At 72.7% G+C, this 19913-nt stretch carries 18 protein-coding genes; 13 read left to right on the forward strand and 5 right to left on the reverse strand.

Annotated features, from left to right (window positions below):
• Window positions 1-174: 174 nt before the first annotated feature.
• The 4 genes from ACZ499_RS30475 to ACZ499_RS30490 all read left to right on the forward strand — a co-directional run bounded on the left by ACZ499_RS30475 (window position 175) and on the right by ACZ499_RS30490 (window position 6274).
• Window positions 175-2148, forward strand: coding sequence for an ABC transporter permease (locus ACZ499_RS30475; RefSeq protein WP_468679434.1), 1974 nt, complete (start codon window positions 175-177; stop codon window positions 2146-2148).
• Between the two features lie 142 nt (window positions 2149-2290).
• On the forward strand, window positions 2291-2677 hold the full coding sequence (locus tag ACZ499_RS30480) for an ArsR/SmtB family transcription factor (protein ID WP_468679472.1): 387 nt from the start codon (window positions 2291-2293) through the stop codon (window positions 2675-2677).
• Entirely contained in the window at window positions 2661-5291 is a 2631-nt protein-coding gene (locus tag ACZ499_RS30485) for an HAD-IC family P-type ATPase (protein ID WP_468679435.1), read from the forward strand. The genes ACZ499_RS30480 and ACZ499_RS30485 overlap by 17 nt, the downstream gene beginning before the upstream one ends.
• A 443-nt stretch (window positions 5292-5734) precedes the next feature.
• Window positions 5735-6274, forward strand: a complete 540-nt coding sequence (locus ACZ499_RS30490; protein ID WP_468679436.1) for a GNAT family N-acetyltransferase — start codon at window positions 5735-5737, stop codon at window positions 6272-6274.
• A 15-nt stretch (window positions 6275-6289) separates the two neighbouring features.
• On the opposite strand, the gene ACZ499_RS30495 is transcribed toward ACZ499_RS30490, so the two are convergent.
• A complete protein-coding gene (locus tag ACZ499_RS30495; RefSeq protein WP_385546748.1) occupies window positions 6290-6721 on the reverse strand; it encodes a GNAT family N-acetyltransferase in 432 nt (143 codons plus the stop codon).
• Window positions 6722-6893: 172 nt separating this feature from the next.
• Between ACZ499_RS30495 and ACZ499_RS30500 the strand changes: the two genes are divergently transcribed.
• The 3 genes from ACZ499_RS30500 to ACZ499_RS30510 all read left to right on the forward strand — a co-directional run bounded on the left by ACZ499_RS30500 (window position 6894) and on the right by ACZ499_RS30510 (window position 9548).
• On the forward strand, window positions 6894-7682 hold the full coding sequence (locus ACZ499_RS30500; protein ID WP_468679437.1) for a phosphodiesterase: 789 nt from the start codon (window positions 6894-6896) through the stop codon (window positions 7680-7682).
• A gap of 211 nt (window positions 7683-7893) precedes the next feature.
• Window positions 7894-8733, forward strand: coding sequence for an NAD(P)H-binding protein (locus ACZ499_RS30505; RefSeq protein WP_468679438.1), 840 nt, complete (start codon window positions 7894-7896; stop codon window positions 8731-8733).
• 71 nt (window positions 8734-8804) lie between these two features.
• Window positions 8805-9548: a Mut7-C RNAse domain-containing protein gene (locus ACZ499_RS30510; protein WP_468679439.1), complete on the forward strand. Its 744-nt coding sequence runs from the start codon at window positions 8805-8807 to the stop codon at window positions 9546-9548.
• A gap of 122 nt (window positions 9549-9670) precedes the next feature.
• Here the strand turns inward: ACZ499_RS30510 and ACZ499_RS30515 are convergent, their stop codons facing one another.
• Window positions 9671-10150: a MarR family winged helix-turn-helix transcriptional regulator gene (locus ACZ499_RS30515; RefSeq protein WP_371654062.1), complete on the reverse strand. Its 480-nt coding sequence runs from the start codon at window positions 10148-10150 to the stop codon at window positions 9671-9673.
• Between the two features lie 94 nt (window positions 10151-10244).
• Window positions 10245-10823 (reverse strand): TetR/AcrR family transcriptional regulator, encoded by a 579-nt coding sequence (locus tag ACZ499_RS30520; RefSeq protein ID WP_468679440.1) that lies wholly within the window; start codon window positions 10821-10823, stop codon window positions 10245-10247.
• A gap of 101 nt (window positions 10824-10924) precedes the next feature.
• Here ACZ499_RS30520 and ACZ499_RS30525 point away from each other — a divergent pair, with 101 nt between their 5' ends.
• Complete coding sequence (locus tag ACZ499_RS30525; protein WP_468679441.1) at window positions 10925-12445, forward strand: FAD-dependent oxidoreductase; 1521 nt, start codon at window positions 10925-10927, stop codon at window positions 12443-12445.
• Between the two features lie 72 nt (window positions 12446-12517).
• On the opposite strand, the gene ACZ499_RS30530 is transcribed toward ACZ499_RS30525, so the two are convergent.
• Entirely contained in the window at window positions 12518-13069 is a 552-nt protein-coding gene (locus tag ACZ499_RS30530) for a hypothetical protein (protein WP_468679442.1), read from the reverse strand.
• A 247-nt stretch (window positions 13070-13316) separates the two neighbouring features.
• Here ACZ499_RS30530 and ACZ499_RS30535 point away from each other — a divergent pair, with 247 nt between their 5' ends.
• Complete coding sequence (locus tag ACZ499_RS30535; RefSeq protein ID WP_371654058.1) at window positions 13317-13652, forward strand: YnfA family protein; 336 nt, start codon at window positions 13317-13319, stop codon at window positions 13650-13652.
• A 128-nt stretch (window positions 13653-13780) separates the two neighbouring features.
• Window positions 13781-14545, forward strand: coding sequence for an SDR family NAD(P)-dependent oxidoreductase (locus ACZ499_RS30540; protein WP_468679443.1), 765 nt, complete (start codon window positions 13781-13783; stop codon window positions 14543-14545).
• A 597-nt stretch (window positions 14546-15142) separates the two neighbouring features.
• Here ACZ499_RS30540 and ACZ499_RS30545 read toward each other — a convergent pair.
• A complete protein-coding gene (locus tag ACZ499_RS30545; protein ID WP_468679444.1) occupies window positions 15143-16336 on the reverse strand; it encodes an RtcB family protein in 1194 nt (397 codons plus the stop codon).
• A 235-nt stretch (window positions 16337-16571) separates the two neighbouring features.
• Here ACZ499_RS30545 and ACZ499_RS30550 point away from each other — a divergent pair, with 235 nt between their 5' ends.
• From ACZ499_RS30550 to ACZ499_RS30560, 3 genes are all read left to right on the forward strand, one after another.
• Window positions 16572-17474: a DUF3558 domain-containing protein gene (locus ACZ499_RS30550; protein WP_468679445.1), complete on the forward strand. Its 903-nt coding sequence runs from the start codon at window positions 16572-16574 to the stop codon at window positions 17472-17474.
• 71 nt (window positions 17475-17545) lie between these two features.
• Entirely contained in the window at window positions 17546-18298 is a 753-nt protein-coding gene (locus ACZ499_RS30555) for a DUF3558 family protein (protein WP_468679446.1), read from the forward strand.
• A gap of 133 nt (window positions 18299-18431) precedes the next feature.
• Window positions 18432-19736: a DUF2637 domain-containing protein gene (locus ACZ499_RS30560; RefSeq protein ID WP_468679447.1), complete on the forward strand. Its 1305-nt coding sequence runs from the start codon at window positions 18432-18434 to the stop codon at window positions 19734-19736.
• Window positions 19737-19913 lie beyond the last annotated feature (177 nt).

Here is a 19913-nt window from a genome sequence, read left to right on the forward strand (position 1 = left end):
GGGGGGGGGGGGGGGGTGGGGGGGGGGGGAGGGTTTGAGGGGGGGGGGGTTGGAAGGGGGGGGGCTCCCTTGTTGGGCCTTCTTTTTCAGAGGGGGGGAAAAGGGGGCCCCCCCGGCCCCGCACCACCCCAAGAAGCCCCAAGAAGCCGCAGGAAGCCGCAGGAAGCCGCGATGATGAACAGCAGCCGATCGCACCGCTGGAGCAGGGGCGCCCGCTCCAGCGGCCTGCGCGCCCCCGTCACCCTGCTGGTGCCCGCGCTGCTCGCCGTGGCGTTCCTGCTGATGCCGCTCGTCGGCATCCTGGCCCGCACCTCCTGGGGCGACCTCGGTACGCATCTGACCAGCCCGGGCGTCACCGAGGCGCTGAAACTGTCCCTCCTCGTCTCGTTCTGGGCGCTCGGCCTGTCCCTCGTGTTGGGAGTGCCACTGGCCTGGCTCCTCGCGCGCGTGCACTTCCCCGGCAAGGCGCTGGTGCGCTCGCTCGTGCTGCTGCCGATGGTGCTGCCGCCGACCGTCGGCGGTGTGGCGCTGCTGCTCGGCTTCGGGCGGCGCGGCCTGCTCGGGCCGTGGCTGGAGGACACCTTCGGCATCACGCTGCCCTTCCACACCTCCGGCGCGGTCGTCGCCGCCACCTTCGTGGCCATGCCGTTCCTGGTGATCAGCCTGGAGGGCGCGCTCGGCGGGCTGCGCCCCCGCTACGAGGAGACCGCGGCCTCGCTCGGCGCCTCCCCGCTCCGGGTGTTCCTGACCGTCACGCTGCCGATGGTCGCGCCCGGCCTCGCCGCCGGGGCCGCGCTGACGTGGGCGCGCGCGCTGGGCGAGTTCGGCGCCACGATCACCTTCGCGGGCAACCTCCCCGGCACCACCCAGACCCTCCCCCTCCAGGTCTATCTGCTGCTCCAGAACTCCCCCGAGGCCGCCACCTCCGTCTCCCTGCTGCTGCTCGCCATCGCGATGGCGGTCCTGGTCGCCCTGCGCGGCCGCTGGACGGGGGGCGGGACGCGTTCCGTATCCGTACGTACGGAGGAGAGCCTCGGTACGGAGGAGAGCCGCGCGTACGAGTCCGACCGGCCCACGCCCACCGACGCCCCGAAGTCCCCCTCCCCCGCCGGGGGCTGGGCGCTCCACGCCGAGGTCAGCGGGTTCACCGAGCTGACCCTGGACGCCGCGCCCGGCACCACCATCGCCGTCGTCGGCGAGAACGGCGCGGGCAAGACCACGCTCCTGCGCGCCCTGCTCGGCCTCACCCCGCGCGCGCGTGCCGGACTGCGCCTGGGCGACCAGGACGTCACCGGCCTCCCGCCGCACCGGCGCGGCGTCGCCTGGGTACCGCAGGACGGCGCGCTGTTCCCGCACATGACGGCGCTCGCCAACACGGCGTACGGGCTGCGCGCCCAGGGTGTCGCGCGCGCCGAGGCCCGGCGGGAGGCGCAGGCGTGGCTGGACCGGCTCGGCGTGGGCCGCCTCGCCCACCGCAGGCCCGGCCAGCTCTCCGGCGGCCAGGCCCAGCGGGTCGCGCTGGCCCGGGCGCTCGCGGCCCGGCCCCGGCTGCTCCTGCTCGACGAGCCGCTGGCGGCCCTCGACCAGACGACCCGCGCCCGCGTCCGCCACACCCTGCGCACCCACCTCGACGGCTTCGGCGGGGTCTGCCTGATCGTCACGCACGACCCGGTCGAGGCGGTGTCGCTGGCGGACCGCGTCCTCGTGCTCGACGGCGGCCGGGCCCTCCAGGACGCCCCGCCCGCCGAGGTGACCCGCCACCCGCGCTCCCCGTGGGTGGCCCGGATGCTGGGCCGCAACGCCTGGCCGGGCGAGGCCGGCGCGGACGGGCTCGCGCTGCCCGGTGGGGGCCGGATCGTCGCGGCCGAGCAACTGCCCGCCGGCAGCCGCGCGTTGGCGATCATCGCGCCGGAGTCGGTCGCGGTCCACCGCGACCGGCCCGGCGGCAGCCCCCGCAACACCTGGCCCGGCACGGTCCGCGAGATCACCGCGACCGGCAGCCGGCTGCGCGTCCTGATCGGCTCGCCGGACGCCCCTGACCTGGTCGCGGAGATCACCCCGGAGGCGGCGGCCGAGCTGCGGCTGGCGGAGGGCGTGGCGGTCTGGTCGAGCGTGAAGGCGACGGAGGTCACGCTCGTACCGCTGTAGAGCGGGGGCGGTGCGGGGCCGGGCGGCCGAGGGCAAGGCCCGGTGTCAGTGGCCCCGCCTAGACTGGCCGCCTGACTTCATCGCGTACGGAATCGCGTACGGAATCGCGTAGGGACACGGGCAGGAGGCGCCGGTGAAGAAGCTGACCGGTTCGTCGGGCGACGCGCCCGCCGACCCGTCCTCCGATCCGTCCTCCGACCCCTCCGCCAAGGTGCTCGGCGAGGCCGCCGGGGTCTTCGGGCTGCTCGCCTCGCCCGCGCGGCTGCACATCGTCTGGGCGCTCAGCCACGGCGAGTCGGACGTGACCGGGCTCGCCGAGCGCGTCGGCGGGGCGCTGCCCGCCGTCAGCCAGCACCTGGCGAAGCTGAAGCTCGCCGGGCTCGTCCGCTCCCGCCGCGAGGGCCGCCGGGTGGTCTACCTGGTGGACGACCCCGAGGTGGCCGAGCTGGTGCGCTGGCTCGTGGCGCGGCTGGACGACCGGCTCGGGGCGGGCGCGACTCCGGGACTCGTCCGTGACCTGGGCGCCTGAGCGGCGTACCCCGCTACAGGTGTTGCGCGCGCTCGACTCCGGGCCGCGCGGACTGCTGGAGTCCGAGGCCGACGCCCGCCTCGCGCGCGACGGTGAGAACGTACTGCCCACCCGGCGCACCCCGTCCTGGCCGCTCCGGCTCGTACGGAGTCTGCGGGACCCGTTCACGGCGGTGCTCTCGTCGCTCGCCGTGGTGTCGGCGCTGGTCGCGGCGTGGGGCACGGCAGCCGTCATCGCGGTCCTGGTGGCGGTGAGCTGCGTACTGCGGGCGGCGGGCGAGTACCGGGCGGACCGCTCGGCGGCCGGGCTGCGCGAGCTGGTGGCGACCACGGCGACCGTGGTGCGCCGGGCGGGCCCGGACGCGGACCCTGCGCCGCGCGAGATCCCGGTGGACCAGGTGGTGGTGGGCGATGTGGTCCGGCTCGGCCCGGGCGACCTGGTCCCGGCGGATCTGCGGCTGCTGCGCGCGACCGGGCTGACGATGCATCAGGCGGCGCTGACCGGCGAGTCGGCCCCGGTGCGCAAGCATCCGGCCGACGAGCCGTCCCCGGGCGGGAGCGGCTTCGACCGCCCGGAGCTGTGCTTCCAGGGCAGCAGCGTGGCCTCCGGCAGCGGTACGGGAGTGGTCGTCGCGACCGGCGCGGACACGCGGTTCGCGGCGGCGCATGGGGAGCCGGCCTACGGTGGGGCGGCCGACAGTGGGGCTGCCCTCGGCAAGCGTGCCTTCGGAAAACGGGCCTTCGGAGAACGGGCTTACGGCAAGGTACGCGGAGGTGATCGCCGTACGACCGCCTTCGACCGTTCCGTGTACGGCATCTCCTGGATCCTGATCAGATTCATGCTGCTCACGCCACCGCTCGTCCTGATGGCGAACGCGGCGCTGCGCGGGCGCGGCCTGGAGACCCTGCCGTTCGCCGTGGCTGTGGCCGTCGGGCTGACCCCCGAGATGCTGCCCGTGATCGTCACCACGGCGCTGGCCCGGGGCGCGGCCACCCTGGCCCGTACGCACGAGGTGATCGTCAAACGGCTGCCCGCGCTGCACGACCTGGGCGCCGTCGACGTCGTCTGCGTCGACAAGACCGGCACGCTCACCCAGGACCGCCCGGTCCTCGACTGCGCCCTGGACGCGTCCGGCGCCGAGGACCCGGACGTCCTGCGCTGGGCGGCCGCCAACAGCCTGTGGACAATCCAGCTCGCCGAGGTGCCGGCCGCCGACGCCCTCGACGAGGCCCTCCTCGACGCCGCCGAGCAGCGGCTGCCGGGCGGGCTCGACGCGCTGGAGCACGATCCCGTCGCGGCCCTCCCCTTCGACCCGGTGCGCCGGCTGTCCACCGCCGTCATACGGACCCCGGACCGCCTCGGCAGCCACACCCTGATCGTCAAGGGCGCGGTCGAGGAGGTCCTGGAGCGGTGCGCGCTCGGCGCCGGGGAGCGCTCCCGTATCACCGCGCTCGCCGCCGCCCGCGCCGACGACGGGCTGCGGGTGCTCGCCGTGGCGCTCGGCGAACGGCCCGCACGGACGCGCGCGTACACGACGGCCGACGAGCGCGGGCTCACCTTCGTCGGCCTGGTGGGGCTGCGCGACGCGACCGCCGAGACGGCCGCCGCCGCGCTGACCGCGCTGGCCCACAGCGGCGTCGAGGTCAAGGTCCTCACCGGCGACCACCCCGGAACGGCCGCGCGGGCCTGCCGCGAGCTGGGCCTGCCGCCCGGGGAGGTGGTCACGGCCGCCCGGACCGATGGACTGCCCGACGCCGACCTGGCCGAACTGGCCGCCCGCACCACGGTGTTCGCCCGCTGCACGCCCGAGCAGAAGGCCCGGATCGTCCACGTACTGCGCGAGCGCGGCCATGTCACCGGCTTCCTGGGCGACGGCGTCAACGACCTGCCCGCGCTGCGCGCCTCGGACGTCGGGATCTGCCCGCGCGACGCGGTGGACGTGGCGCGCGAGGCGGCGGACGTCGTGCTCGCGGCGAAGGACCTCACGTCCCTGGACCACGCGATCGCGGCGGGCCGCCGCAGCGGCGGCACGATAGCGGGGTATCTGCGGATCACCCTCTCCTCCAACTTCGGCAACGTCATAGCGATGCTGACGGCGGGGCTGCTCCTGCCGTTCCTGCCCATGCTCCCGGCGCAGGTCCTGGTCCAGAACCTGTGCTTCGACGCGGCGCAGCTGGCGTTCGCGTACGACCGCCAGGACCCGGCGGCCCTGCGCCGACCGCTGCGGCTGCGCCCGCGCGAGGTGCTGCGCTTCGTCACCGGCTTCGGTCTGCTCAACGCCGCCGCCGACCTCGACACGTTCGCGGTGCTGGCGTGGGCGGTGCGCGCGGGCAGCGACGCGGAGGGCCAGGCGTCGTTCCACACCGGCTGGTTCACGGAGAACCTGCTCACCCAGGCGCTGGTGATGCTCCTGCTCCGCACGGGCCGTGGCCGCCGCGGCCCGGTCACTCCGGCGGCGTCCGCCCTCGCCGCGGCCGGGCTGCTCCTGCCACTCACCCCGGTGGGCACGGCGCTGGGGATGGCTCCGCTGCCGGTGGTGTATTACCCGTTGGTGGGGGTGGTGTTGGCGTTGTATGCGGGGGGATTGGGGTGGTGCGGGCGGGGTCATCGGTGATCTTTCCCCCACCCCGCCCGTTGCCGCTGTGACATGTGCGGCTCCGCCGCGTGGCCTCCGGGGGTGGGTAGGGGTTGAGGCTCGTTTCCCGGGGGCTACGCCCCCGGACCCCCGGGCGGGGCTGCGCCCCGGCCCCCGTTCGTCTGCGGGCAGTCTGTGGCTGATCGCGCAGTTCCCCGCGCCCCTGAAGGGGCGGGGCCTGCGGCCCCTGCCCCGCTCCTCGCACGCCGAAGGGAGCCGAAATATGGCCGAGCCCCTTCTGCCTTAGGGGCGTGGGGAACTGCGCGACCGGCCCCCACCGAAGCCGCAGACGAATCGGGGGGTCCGGGGGCGCAGCCCCCAACAGCCAGCCTCAACCCACCACCCGGCCGCCCGCCCAGGGCTTAAGGGAACGGGCGGGGTGGGGGATCCCCCCTGTCAGACCCCCCGCCTACAGTCCCCCCATGGACACCCTCATCAACCTCACCCCGTGGTCCATCGACGACCTCCCCCTCCTCCACCACTCCAACTCCCCCGCCATGACCGCCCACACCGGCGGCCCGGAGGACGAGGAGAAGCTGCTGGCCCGGCAGCAGCGGTACGTCGCGCTGAGTCAGCGCGAGCCCGCCGAGGGCCGGATGTTCCGGGTTTCGCTCGCCGGGACGGACGAGGCCGTCGGGTCGGTCGGGTACTGGCCGCGCGAGTGGCAGGGCAAGGAGGTGTACGAGACGGGGTACGGGATCCTGCCGGAGTTCCAGGGCCGCGGGCTCGCCCTCGCCGCGATCGTGGCGGTCGCGCGGGCCGCGCAGGAGGCGGGCGGGCCGCGGGAGTTGCACGCCTACCCGTCCGTCGACAACGCCGCCTCGAACGTCGTCCTCCGCAAGGCCGGGTTCCGCCTCCTGGGCGAGGTCGAGTTCGAGTACCCGCCGGGCCACCTGCTCAAGTCCCACGACTGGTGCCTTGACCTCGGCCCCGAGGGCCTCGCGGAGCAGCCGCTCGGCTAGGACACCGCGCGCCCCTCAGCCCAGCTTCTTGTCGAAGTTGAACGCCGTGACCGCCATCCGCTCACGGAAGTAGAAACGGTGCGCGTCCGTGCGATGCGTGCCGGAGTCCAGGTTCAGGGACGTGCACCCGGCGGCGCGCGCGATCCCCTCGACATGGGCGAGGAGCGCGTGGCCGACACCCCGTGACCGCGCCGTCTCGGCCGTCACGAGGTCATCCACGTACAGCTTGCGGACCGCGACCGTGGTGGCGACGATCCGCCACCCGGCCGCGCCCACGCACACCCCGTCCTCGCCGTACGCGGCGGAGAAGCGCAGCCCCTGCCCGTACCCCTCGGCGTAGATCTCGCGGAACAGGTCCTCGGTGAGGTGCGGGCGCAGCTCGCGCAGGACGGGCAGCAGGTCGTCCGCCAGGCGCGGGTCGCCCGGCTCCAGGTCGATGATCTTCATCCGGGCACTGTAGGCGCGCCGCGCCACAGAAGGCCAGTGCCGCCCCAGAGCGGGCCACCGGCATGTGATCGGCTCTTGTACGTACCGCCGGGCACCCCCTAGAGTCCTAGGGTCCTAATGGAATCAAGCGAGTCAACCATTAGCTTGCGGTCAGGTCATTCAGGGGGATTCCGTGCTGCTTGCCCATATCAGCGATCTGCATCTCGACGGGGGCGCGCGAGCCGCGGAACGCGCGGCGCGGGTTGTCACGTACATCAACGCGATGTCCCGCCGCCCGGACGCCGTCCTGGTCACCGGCGACATCGCGGACCACGGCACCCCGGCCGAGTACGCCGAGGCGGCCGACCTGCTCGCCCGCATCGACGCGCCGGTCCTGACCTGCCCCGGCAACCACGACGACCGCGCCGCGTACCGCAAGGGCCTCCTCGATCTGCCGGGCGAGCCGGGCGGTGCGACTCCGGACCCGTACGCACCGGTCAACCGCCTGCACCGGGTGGGTGATTACGCGATCCTGATGTGCGACTCGACCATCCCCGGCGAGGACGGCGGCGTCCTGGAGGACACCACCCTGGAGTGGCTGGCCCGTACGCTCGACGCGCTCGACGACACCCCGACACTGATCGCCTTCCACCACCCGCCGACCGTGATCCACCACGAGTACCTGGACTCGATCAACCTCTCCAACGCCGACCGGCTGGCCGAACTCCTGGCGGGGCGCGGCCATGTGCCCGCCGTGCTCGTCGGGCACGCCCATACCTCCGCAGCGACCACCTTCGCCGGGCTGCAGCTGCTGATCGCGCCGGGCGTGACATCGACGCTGAGGATGCCGTGGGAGACCGGAGAAGGCCTGGTCAACATCGTCTCGCCGCCCGGGGTGGCCTTCCATGTCCTCGACGGGAACCGGCGGATCGTGAGCCACTTCCGGGTCGTCGAGCGCCCCGACGGGCAGCCCATCGCGTAACCCGCCCGGCAACCCCTGCCGCTCCCACTTCCGAAGGCCCGCCGGAATCCGCTTGACCGGCGGGCCTTCTTCACGGATATTTATCTGCGTGACGCAGATTTTGCGGAACACAGTTCCTGTGAAGCGCATCTGCACGTTCCGAGTATCCGAGATCCCCCGGAACGACCCCCACTCACCACCTGACCCGAAACCTCACCCGAAGGCGAACCCCATGACCGTCCTCGTCACCGGCAGCCGCGGCACCGTCGGCTCCACTCTCATCTCGCGGCTCCGCGCCGCCGGAAACCCCGTGCGCGCCGCCTCCGCCGCCCCCGAAAAGCTCGACCTGCCCCCGGACGTCGCGACCGTACGGCTCGACCTCGACGATCCGGCGACCTTCCCGGCCGCGCTCACCGGAGTCCGCCAGGTCTTCCTGTACGCCAACCCCGCACACATCGACGCCTTCCTCACCGACGCGAAGGCGGCCGGAGTCGAACACATCGTGCTGCTCTCCTCCAGCTCCGTCCTGTACACGGGCGCCGAGGACAACCCGATCGCGCGCCGGCACCTCGCCGTCGAACAGGCCCTGAAGGCCTCGGACATCGACGCCACGTTCCTGCGGCCCGGCGCCTTCGCCGGCAACGCGGCGGGCTGGGCCTGGTCGATCAAGTCCACCGGCACGGTCGCCCTCCCCTACCCCGCCACCCAGGCCAGCCCCATCCACGAGGCGGACGTCGCCGACGCCGCCCACGCGGTGCTCGCCGAGCCCCGGCTGCGCGGCGCCGCATACCACCTGACCGGGCCCGAATCCCTCACCGCCACCGAGCAGATCGCCGCGCTCGCCGCCGCGACCGGCCGCGAGATCGCCGTCGAGACGGTGAGCCCCGAGGCGTGGAAGGAGTCGATGGCCGCGTACATGGACGCCACCGTCGCCGACGCGCTGCTCGCCTACTTCGCCTCATGCGACGGGCGCCCCGACGCGGTCACACGCGGCGTCGAGGAACTGACGGCCCGCCCGTCCCGTACGTTCGCGGCCTGGGCGGCGGAGAACGCCGAAGCGTTCCGCCCGTAGCCCGCCGGGGCGCACCCGGACCCACCCCAAATACATGGCTCCCGCCCGCCGTCCGATGGCATCCTGACGTCGTGAACGGACCCGAGATCCACTGTCGATTCGCCCCCGAGCTGCACCTGTTCGTCCCGGCCGAGCGCCGCGCGGGGCGTACAGCCGTGGTCACGGACGGCTCGTCCACGCTCGGCCATGTCGTCGAGTCGCTCGGCGTCCCGCTGACCGAGGTCGGCCGGCTGCTCGTCGACGGCCACGAGGTACCCGTCTCGCACATCCCGCGCGCGGACGAGAGCGTCGAGGTGTACGCCGTCGACCGCCCTCAGCAGGTCCCCGGCGCCCCGCTCCGCTTCCTCCTCGACGTCCATCTGGGCACGCTGGCGCGCCGGTTGCGGCTCCTCGGCGTCGACGCGGCGTACGAGAGCGAGGACATCGGAGACCCCGCCCTCGCCACGCTCTCGGCGGCCGAACAGCGCGTGCTGCTCTCCCGCGACCGGGGGCTGCTGCGGCGCCGCGAGATCTGGGCGGGCGCGTACGTCTACAGCCACCGCCCCGAGGAGCAACTCCGGGACATCTTGGAGCGGTTCGCGCCGGCGCTCGCCCCGTGGACCCGCTGCACCGCCTGCAACGCGCCGCTCCGGGAGGCCGACAAGGACTCCGTCCGCGAGCTCCTGGAGCACGGGACGCGCAGCGCGTACGACGTCTTCGCCCAGTGCACGGCGTGCGAGCGCGTGTACTGGCGCGGCGCCCACCACGCCCGCCTGGAGGCGATCGTCGAGGACGCGATGACGGAGTTCGGCGGGGCGGCGACGGGCGGGCACTGACGACGGGGCAGACGGGGGCACGAGCACTGACGACTCGTCAGAGACCCTGAGCCGTGCGACGGTTCAGACGCCCTGAGCCGTCCGGTGGTTCAGAAGCCCTGGGTCGTCGGTCGTCCGGTGGTTCAGAACTGCCCGCCCCTGAGCCGCTCGATCTGCGCCCCGGAGAGCTCCACCGTCCGCCGCATATGGGCGATGAGCAGCGCGATCTCGCCGTCGTCGTACGCGTCGAACATGGTGAACCACGCCCCGTTCAGCTTCCCCCACACCGCGCCCAACTCGGCCATCCGCTCGGGCACCGCCTCGACCAGGACCTTGCGCCGGTCCTCGGTGTCGCGCCTGCGCGTGACGTACCCGGCCTTCTCCAGGCGGTCGACGAGGCGGGTGGCCGACCCGGTGGTGAGCCCGGTCAGCTCCGCGATCCGCCCCGTGGTGACGGGCCCGGGCTCAAGCCCCAGCAGGTTGAGGCACTGGAGGTCGGTGGGGTGCAGTCGCAGATGGTCCGCGAGCGCCTGGTTGAACAGGGCGTACGAGGCCATGTAGCGGCGCGACTCGACGCCGAGCTCGGTCATGAGACGGGCACGGCCGTCCTTCTTCTGCGGCATGCAGAAATTGTACGACGCAGGGACTACCCAGGGGGGATTGTGCGCGTACGTACGAGCCGGGGCGCGGTGCCTACCGTCCGTCCGGACGCTACGGTCAGGGCGCCTCTGCCGTGAGATAGCGCTGTACGGTCGGCGCGAGCCAGGCGATCACCTCCTCGCGGGTCATCTCCACGACGGGCGGGAACTTCAGCACGTACCGCGCGAGCGCCATCCCGAGGATCTGCGAGGCGGCCAGGGCCGCGCGGCGCGGCGCGTCGGCGGGGTCGGGGCAGACCCCGGCCGCGACCGGCCCCAGCTGGTCGCCGAGGACGGCCCGCATCCGCTCGGCCCCGGCAGCGTTGGTGACGCCGACGCGCAGCATCGCGGTCAGCACGTCGTCGCCCTCCCACCGGTCGAGGAAGTGGGTGACGAGGGCGGCTCCGATGTGTTTGTCCGGCAGTGCGCCCAGGTCCGGGAAGCGCAGGTCGAGTTCGGAGGCGGCGGCGAACAGGCCCTCCTTGTTCCCGTAGTAGCGCATCACCATCGACGGGTCGATGCCCGCGTCACGCGCTATGGCCCGGATGGTCGCACGCTCGTACCCGTCGGCCGCGAAGCGCTCGCGGGCGGCTTCGAGGATCGCGGCCTTGGTGGCGTCGGAGCGGCGGGGCCCGGCGGTGGGGGCGTCGGTCGTCATACCAACAACTGTAGGCCAACAGGTGTTGACACGCCAGACCGTACGGCTCTACATTTGCCAACAAGCGTTGACCAACAAGCGTTGGCACCGAGGAGGTCGCTATGAACGGCACCACCACCGCCCCTACCGGCACCGCCGATGTTCTCGTCGTGGGCGCGGGCCCGACCGGCCTGCTGCTCGCGGGGGACCTCGCGGCAGCGGGCCTGAGCGTCACGCTCATAGAGCGCCGCCCGCGCGGCACCAGCACGATGACGCGGGCCTTCGGTGTCCACGCCCGCACGCTGGAGCTGCTCGACGCCCGGGGCCTGGCGGACGAGCTGGTCGACACCGGTACCACGGTCGACCGGATGAGCCTGTTCCGCCGCCTCTCCCTCGACCTGAACCGCCTGCGCTCGCGCTTCCCGTATCTACTGGTGACACCGCAGTACGAGGTGGAGCACCTCCTCGAACGCCGGGCGCGCGAGGCGGGGGTGGAGTTCCGCTACGAGACGGAGCTGCTGGGACTGCGGCAGGACGGCGACGGGGTGACCGCCGAGGTGAGGGGAGCCGAGGAGGGCGGCGGCGACGTCGACTCCCGCCTCCGCGCCCGCTACCTCGTCGGCGCCGACGGCCTGCGCAGCGCCGTGCGCCACGCCCTGGACCTGCCGTTCCCCGGCACCTCGGTGATCCGGTCCATCGTGCTGGCCGATGTGAAGCTCGCCGAGGAGCCCGGCGGATCGCTCAGCGTGGCGGGCTCGGACGAGGCTTTCGCCTTCATCGTCCCCTTCGGCGACGGCTACTACCGGGTGATGGGGTGGAACAGGAAGCACCAGGTCCCCGACAGCGCCCCGATCGACCTCGACGACGTCCGCGAGATCACCCGCCAGGCCCTGGGCACGGACTACGGAATGCACGACGCCCGCTGGCTCTCGCGCTTCCACAGCGACGAGCGCCAGGTCCCCGACTACCGGACGGGCCGCGTCTTCCTCGCGGGCGACGCCGCGCACTGCCACTCCCCCGCAGGGGGACAGGGCCTCAACACCGGCATCCAGGACGCCGCCAACCTGTCCTGGAAGCTCGCCGCCGTGCTGCGCGGCGACACCGCCGACCCCGAGGCGCTGCTCGACAGCTACCACGAGGAGCGGCACCCCGTCGGCGCGGCGGTGCTGCGCACCAGCGGTGCGATCGTCCGGCTCGCCATGGCGCACAACCCCGTGCAACGCACGGCCCGTTCCCTCGTGGCCCGCCTCCTGAACGGGGTGCGCCCCGCGCGGGACAAGGCGATGGGCCGGATCAGCGGCATCGGGATCGCCTACCCGGCACGGCGCGGCGCCCACCGCCTGACGGGGACGCGCGTCCCGGACCTGGCGCTGGCGGAGGGCCGCCTGTACGAGCTGCTGCGTGAGGGCGAGTTCGTACTGGTGACGCCCGAGGACGGACACGCGGCGGCGACACCCGCGGCCGAGGCGTCCGCACGGCGGCTCATACGGGCCCACTGGAACGGCGCCCGTCGCACCACGCTCCTGGTCCGCCCCGACGGCCATGTGGCATGGGCGAGCGAGACACCGGACGACGCCGCCCTCGAAGAGGCCCTGCGCCACTGGGCGGGCGAGCGGGGAGCCGTCGCGGCGGGGCAGGCGTAAAGATCCACTCGAGGGAGCGACTTCAGGGGCTCGCGCAGGGGCCCGCCCGACAGGCCCCGAGAAGTCGCTCAGTCAGTACGCGTACTTGTCCCCCGTGGCAGGCGCCAGCACCCGGTGCGTGTTGTTGTCCGGGTTGCGGTCGCCCGTGCCACCGCTCCAGGAGGTGTTGATGTTCACGACGACCTCGGCCGGGCTGCCCGCGACACGCAGGTCCAGCGCGATCACCCGCCCCGCCCCGGCGGCCCGCATCGCACCCGTGGAGCAGAGCACGGTCTCCGGACTGCCTCGCAGGCACCCCGGCGGCAGCTGCTCGGCACCGGAGAGCGGCACGGAGAACCGCAGCCGCACGGTGGCGTCCGGGACGGCGGCGGGCCCGTGGTTCGACGGCTCGACCCACACACCGACGCGCCCGCCCCAGAGGGAGACGTGCCCGTGGTAGGCGAGATCGGCCTCGGCGGCGGGTGCGACGGCGCCCGGGCCCGTAGCAGCGGCGGGAGCGGCCGGTGCGACGGCACCCGGGCCCGAAGCCGCCGGGACTCCCCCGGCACCGCGGCCACCGAGGCCGTCGGCCGCATCCGTACCACCCAGCGCCGCACCGGGCGCGGGCCGGCCCCCGACACTCATGCGCCCCACGGGATCACCCACACCACCGTGCGCGGCGCCGCCATGGGCCACCCCGGCCGACGGCCCGCACACCGCCACCAGAGCGGCGGCGGCCCCCACCGCGAGCCCAGAGACCCCCGTGAACCGCTTCAACCCCCCACGAATCCCACTCATCTCGCGCAACACGCACATCCCAACCATGCCCGGAAGATACCTTTAGCGGCTTATATTCCCGGGTTGCCACCCCGATGCGTGCGACTCTGTCCCCATGCTGGTCGCCCGCTCCGTGCTCCTGTTCCTCCTCGCCGCCGTCTTCGAGATCGGCGGGGCCTGGCTCGTCTGGCAGGGTGTCAGGGAGCACCGGGGCTGGATCTGGATCGGCGCGGGGGTGATCGCGCTCGGTGTGTACGGGTTCGTGGCGACCCTCCAGCCGGACGCCGAGTTCGGCCGGATCCTCGCCGCGTACGGCGGGGTGTTCGTCGCGGGCTCGCTGGCCTGGGGCATGGTCGCCGACGGCTACCGCCCGGACCGCTGGGACATCACCGGCGCGCTGGTCTGCCTGGCCGGGATGGCGGTCATCGTGTACGCCCCGCGCGGCCGCTGAGGACAGCACGCCCGCGCCCGGCGACCACCCCGCCAACCTGGGACCCCGACGCCCGCCCCGACCCCCAGCCCCTCACCCCGCCCGGCCTATCCTGACCGCATTCCGATCATTCGCGCGAGGAGTACGCCATGACCGCCACCGGGACCCCCATCGCCGTCGTCACGGGCGCGAGCAGCGGCATCGGCGCCGCCACCGCGCGGCAACTGGCCGCCGCCGGCTACCGCGTGGTGCTCACCGCGCGCCGCAAGGACCGCATCGAGGCGCTGGCCGCCGAGATCAACGAGGCGGGCCACCAGGCCACGGCGTACGCCCTCGACGTCACCGACCGCGCGGCCGTGGACGCCTTCGCGGGCGCCTTCCGCACCATCGGCGTCCTCGTCAACAACGCGGGCGGCGCGCTCGGCGCCGACCCCGTCGCCACCGGCGACCCGGCCGACTGGCGCCAGATGTACGAGACGAACGTCATCGGCACGCTGAACGTCACCCAGGCCCTGCTCCCCGCGCTCGACGCGTCCGGCGACGGCACGGTGGTCGTCCTCTCGTCGACGGCGGGCCACGCCACGTACGAGGGCGGCGCGGGCTATGTCGCCGCGAAGAACGGCGCCCGGATCATCGCCGAGACCCTGCGCCTGGAGATCGTGGGCCGCCCGGTCCGCGTGATCGAGATCGCGCCCGGCATGGTGAAGACGGAGGAGTTCGCCACGACCCGCTTCCGCGGCGACGACGAGAAGGCCGCGAAGGTCTACGCGGGCGTGGCGGAGCCCCTGACGGCCGACGACGTGGCGGAAACGATCACCTGGGCGGTCACCCGCCCCCCGCACGTCAACATCGACCTCCTGGTGGTCCGCCCCCGAGCCCAGGCCTCCAACACAAAGGTCCACCGCGAGCTGTAGCCCTCGCCGCCCCGCCGTCGGCCCGTCCGGACGGGCCGACAGCGCACGCCGGGAGCGCGCACGCTCGCAGTTCGAGCGACGGCCGACCGTTTCCATGCGGCCACCGACAGGGCGTTCGAGTTCACGGGACAGGGCTTCCCATTCGTCTCGCTCACCACGGCCAGCACGGCCATTGACGCCTACCTCTGCCACTACGCGAAGAAGATCACCGGCACGGAACGCCTCATCGCGCGCAATGCGCGCGACGCCGTCTGCAACATCCTCTGCGCAAAGGAAGCGGCTCAGGCCCTCGGCGCGCACCTGTGCTACCCGGGCTGCCTGTCCTCGGAGCGCAAGCGAGCCGCCGCAGACGCACTCGGTGCGTGGGTCCGCCCGCCGGGAACGCGCGTGGCGCACACGCAGCGCCGCTGGAAGCAATGGGAGGACAGGGTCCTGCTGGAGCTCAACAACAGCACTGCCGCAGCAGAGGAACTCGGCCGGACCGAGAAAAGCTGCCACCTTCGTCTGTGGCGCCTGCGCACCGGAAAGGCCCCGATGCCGGCAGACCCCAGGTGACCAGGAGGCCGGAGCCGACCAAGGGCTCCGGCCTCACAAGGCTCAGCCCTTCACGCAGATGAACTGCTTCAGCTTCGCCACGACCTCGACAAGGTCGCGCTGGTGCTCCATCACCTGCTCGATGTCCTTGTACGCCGCCGGGATCTCGTCCAGGACGCCGGAATCCTTGCGACACTCCACGCCCCGGGTCTGCCGCTCCAAGTCCTCCGTCGTGAACCGCCGCTTCGCCGCATTGCGGCTCATGCGCCGCCCCGCCCCGTGCGAGGCCGAGTTGAACGCCTTCTCGTTGCCGAGGCCCTTCACGATGTACGAGCTGGTGCCCATCGAGCCCGGAATGATCCCGTACTCTCCGGAGCCCGCGCGGATCGCGCCCTTGCGGGTGACCAGCAGGTCCATTCCCTCGTACCGCTCCTCCGCCACATAGTTGTGGTGGCAGGAGATCTCCGGCTCGAAGGTCGGCTTCGCCTTCTTGAACTCCTTGCGGATCACGTCCTTCAGGAGCGCCATCATGATCGCGCGGTTGTACTTGGCGTACTCCTGCGCCCAGTACAGATCATTGCGGTAGTCCGCCATCTGAGGGGTGTCCGAGACAAACACCGCCAGGTCACGGTCGACGAGACCCTGGTTGTGCGGGAGCTTCTGCGCCACTCCGATGTGGTGCTCGGCCAGCTCCTTACCGATGTTCCGAGAACCGGAGTGCAGCATCAGCCACACGGCTCCCTCACCATCGAGACAGATCTCGACCATATGATTACCGCTACCGAGCGTTCCCATCTGCTTTACGGCACGTTCATGACGGAATTTGACCGTTTCGGCGATCCCCTCGAACCGCCCCCACAGCTCGTCGAACCCCGCCACCGGGAACCCGTGAAGCCGCCCCGGATCAACGGCCTCCCCATGCATCCCCCGCCCCACCGGGATGGCCTGTTCGATCTTGGAGCGGAGGCGGGAGAGGTCGCCTGGGAGGTCGTTCGCGGTCAGGGACGTCTTGACCGCGGACATGCCGCAGCCGATGTCGACGCCGACCGCCGCCGGGCAGACCGCGCCGTGCATGGCGATGACCGAACCCACCGTCGCGCCCTTGCCGTAGTGGACGTCCGGCATCACGGCCAGGCCCTTGATCCACGGCAGGGTGGCGACGTTGCGCAGCTGCTGCATCGCGCCGTCCTCGACCGTCGCCGGGTCCGCCCACATCCGGATCGGGACCTGCGCGCCCGGTACCTCTACGTACGACATAATTCCTCGTTCCCCCGAGTCTCCCGAGTCTCCACGGTCACCCTAGTTGGGTGATTTAACTGGTTTTCCCGAAATATCCCTTTGCGCCATCATGCGCCTGGCGCGCAAAAACCGTCACCAAAGACCACAAACAGGACAGTGGACCGGCGTTCACGGCAGCGCGTGCGATAGACATTGTGTCCAGCCGCCGCCTTCCGGCGGCAACCGCTTTTCCTCTGAAGGGAGCCTGGGAACCGTGCAGCGAAAGGCGTACGTGCCCGGTGTGGCGCTCCTCGTGGCGCTCGTCGCGGGCTGCTCCTCGGGCTCCGGCACCGACGGCACAGCCACGGACTCCAAGGCGGGCGTGCCCAAGGCGGCCGCCGCGCCGCCCGGCCGGTACCGCACACTGCCCGAGCCGTGCCGGGCCGTGAACAAGGGCGTCCTCAAGGACATGCTGCCGGGCGCCGCCGAGCTGCCGGACGACCAGAAGGCCAAGGCGTACGCGGGGTCCGCCGAGCTCACGTACGACACGGACCGGCGGGTGGGCTGCCGCTGGAAGGACGAGGCGCCGGACGGGGCGCGCCGGCTGTTCGTCGACTTCGAGCGGGTCGTGTCGTACGACCCCGCCGTCAGCGACGACGACCGGGCGAAGGCCGTCTACGGGAAGAAGGAGTCGGCCGCCAAGCTGCCTGCCCCGAAGGACGGCGGCAAGGACGCCCCCCGGACCGGCGGCAGCGGCAGCGGCAGCGGCAAGCCGGGGACCCCCAGCGGGACCCCCTCCACAAAGCCCTCCGGCAAGCCCTCCGCCGGGCTGCGCGTCCAGAACCAGGCCGCCTCCCCGGCCACGCCGACCTCTGCCACGCCGCCCCCCTCCCCCCCGGTCTCCTCCGGCCCGCCCGCCACCGCCCCCGACGAGCTCCGGCCGCGTATCCTCACCGGGCTCGGCGACGCCGCGTATCTGGACGACGCGCTCACGGCGAGCGGATCGGCCGCCCAGCGCCGTACCGTGACCGTCGTCTTCCGTACGTCCAATGTGATCGTGACCATCGAGTACACGGAGCAGCCCAGCTCCCCGAACGCCTCCGCCCCCGACAGCCAGGAACTCCAGGAGAAGACCCAGGGCCTGGCCGCCAAGCTCGCCGAGCTCTTCGGCGAGTGAGCGCGCCGGGCCATCTGAGCGACCCCATGAGCGACCAGCCAGCAGCGACCAGCGAAGGAACGCGTAGAACCATGCACCGACCCGCCCCCGCCACCGCCCCGCGCACGCGGCTCGCCCGTGTGCTCGCCTGCGCCGCCGTCCCCGTGATGCTCGTCGCCGTGGGCTGCTCGTCGGACTCCGGCGGCGAGAAGAAGAAGGACTCGGGGTCGTCGTCCTCGGCCGCCACGCCGAGCGGCAAGCAGTCCTCGTCGTCGTCCGTCGCCCCGGCCAAGTACGCCAAGCTGCCCGACCCGTGCAAGGCGCTGTCGGAGAAGACGATCGACAATCTGGTGCCGAAGGCGAAGTCGAAGTCGGGCACGGCGGGCAAGTCGACGGACGTGGCCTCGCAGGGCACCTGCTCGTGGAACGGTCTGGACGACAAGGGTGTGAAGGGCTCGCAGTACCGCTGGCTGGACGTCTCGTTCAAGCGGTACGGCTCGGACGCGGCGATCGGCAGCGGCGACCAGCGCGCGGCGAAGGAGTACGCCCGCCTGCTCGCCTCGACGAAGGCGGCGGACGGCGCCAAGAACGTGAAGGCGGCGCCGGTCAGCGGCATCGGCGACGAGGCGACGGCGGTCAGCTACGACCTGCACAAGACGGACGAGGACTTCAAGTACGCGGTGATCGTGGCCCGGACGGCGAACGCGGTGGTCGTGCTCGACCACAACGGTGCGGGCTACCAGGGCGCGGACGCGCCGGACGCCGGTGATCTGATGAAGGACGCGCAGAGCGCGGCCAAGGAGGCGGTGGCCTCGGTCGTCGCCGCCAACGGCGGCAAGCAGTAGCGGCAGCCGGTTACAGCAGCAACCGGTAACGAGCCGGGCTCGATACGGAGTCCTGCCCTCCCCTGTGGGCAGGACTCCGTATCCATGTGCCAGGCTTTGCGCGCCGGTTGTACACGACGGAGGGGGATCGCGGGTGGCCGCGACGCAGCTGACGCGCACGCATCGCATACTCATCGGGGTGGTGGTCGCGGGTGCGGTGGTCATTGCCGGGATCGGGTTCGCGGGTTCTTACGCGGCGGTGCGCGCGCTCGCGGAGAAGAAAGGTTTCGGGAACTTCTCCGTCGTCTTCCCGATCGGCATCGACGCGGGTATCTGTGTGCTCCTCGCGCTCGACCTGCTGCTGACCTGGATCCGCATCCCCTTCCCGCTCCTGCGCCAGACCGCCTGGCTGCTGACGGCCGCCACGATCGCCTTCAACGGCGCGGCCGCCTGGCCCGACCCGCTCGGCGTCGGCATGCACGCGGTCATCCCGGTCCTGTTCGTCGTCGCCGTCGAAGCCGCCCGCCACGCCGTGGGCCGCATCGCCGACATCACCGCCGACAAGCACATGGAAGGCGTCCGCCTCACCCGCTGGCTCCTCTCCCCCGTCCCCACCTTCCGCCTCTGGCGCCGTATGAAGCTGTGGGAACTGCGCTCCTACGAGCAGGTCATCAAGCTGGAGCAGGACCGCCTCGTCTACCGCGCCCGCCTCCAGGCCCGCTACGGCCGCGCCTGGCGCCGCAAGGCCCCCGTCGAGTCGCTGATGCCGCTGCGCCTGGCCAAGTTCGGCGTGCCGCTGGCCGACACCGGCCCCGCGGGCCTCGCCGCCGCCGGCATCGAGCCGACGCTGCTGCCCACGGCCCCGCCGGTGACCCCCGTGGTGAGCGCGACCCCGCAGCCGGTCGAGCTCCCGGCGGCACCCGCACCCGCACCCGCAGCCCAGCCCCAGCCGGTGCCCGCGCCCCGGCCGGAGTACGCCCAGGAGCAGCAGGCCCCGCAGCCCCAGCCGGGGCCGCAGGCGGCCGTCCCCGACGAGAGCCCCTGGTTCGCGGCGCAGCAGCTGTCCCAGGAGGCGTACGAGGGCACGTACGACCCCCAGTACGTCGAGGGTCTGGAGCCCACTCCGGTGATGGTCCCGGCGGGCCCGGGCCGCACCCGCCCGCTGGGCAACGTGCCCGAGCAGCAGATGCAGCAGATGCAGCACGCGCCGAACGCGGGGCCGATGGCGCACACCGAGGAGCCGGCGCCGGAGGACATGGCGTTCGCGGACATGGCGTACAAGGTCTTCGTCGACTACGTGAACGAGCTCAACGACTATCCGACCGTCGAGGCGCTGGAGATACACCTCGCGGACGGGCACGGCGCGACGCATCCGCGCGGCGCGGCCCTGCTGCGCCGCCTCATGCCGGAGTTCAAGCAGCGCTACCACGCGGAGCTGGAGGCGGACCACATCGCGTAGCCGCGCCGAGCTCCGCGGGGTGCCGTATATGCGTCTGCGGGCCGTCTGTGGTTGCTCGCGCAGTTCCCCGCGCCCCCGAAGGCCCAGGGGGGGGGGGGAGGGGGCGGGCGGGCACAAGAAGGACACAGTCGGACCGCAATAGTGGGACTGCAACAGCTTGTGACCACGGGTCGCGCC

The organism is Streptomyces sp. NPDC031265, assembly GCF_055570295.1.